Source organism: Treponema sp. R6D11 (assembly GCF_054786075.1).
Genome location: NZ_BDHD01000836.1, coordinates 1 through 485, shown reverse-complemented (window position 1 = coordinate 485; position 485 = coordinate 1). Strand labels below are relative to the sequence as shown.

The 485-nt window shown below is 28.0% G+C and carries 1 protein-coding gene; it reads left to right on the top strand.

Features of this window, described 5'->3' with window-relative positions; all coding sequences use genetic code 11:
• On the top strand, positions 1-485 hold a 485-nt coding region (locus tag ACYVTD_RS16395; protein WP_461248734.1), incomplete at both ends, for a hypothetical protein.

The window sequence follows — 485 nt, the reverse complement described above, 5'->3', positions numbered from 1 at the left end:
CTATTACAATTGATTATAATCTAAATATACAAGAAGCAGAATTGGTTGTTTACTTAAAATCTGGTAAGAATAATATACAGACAGTCGAAAAAAAAGTAATACATCAAGGTAATGATATAATTAAATATACTATTCAAGCTGATATTGACATTGTCTCCCCATATATAATATATGCACATTTCAAGGAAAAAAATGGAAATAGAGTATTTGCTGAAAATCAAAAAACCATAACTGTAAAAGAACCAATATATATGACTAAACCAATAAATAATATTCGAGAAATGCAAGAGATAAAACAAAAGAATATAACTCTAGGTTCTAGACGAGCAGAAAATGATTTTAATAATTATGGTGCTAGTTATGCTATTCCTTATTTAAATCTTCGGGAGTTGCTTGTAAGTATTTCATCTGGCTCATTACAACAAATATTTGCTAGTAATTACCCATTGCCACTAAGCCGAGATTTACAAAGACAAATTGAAGAC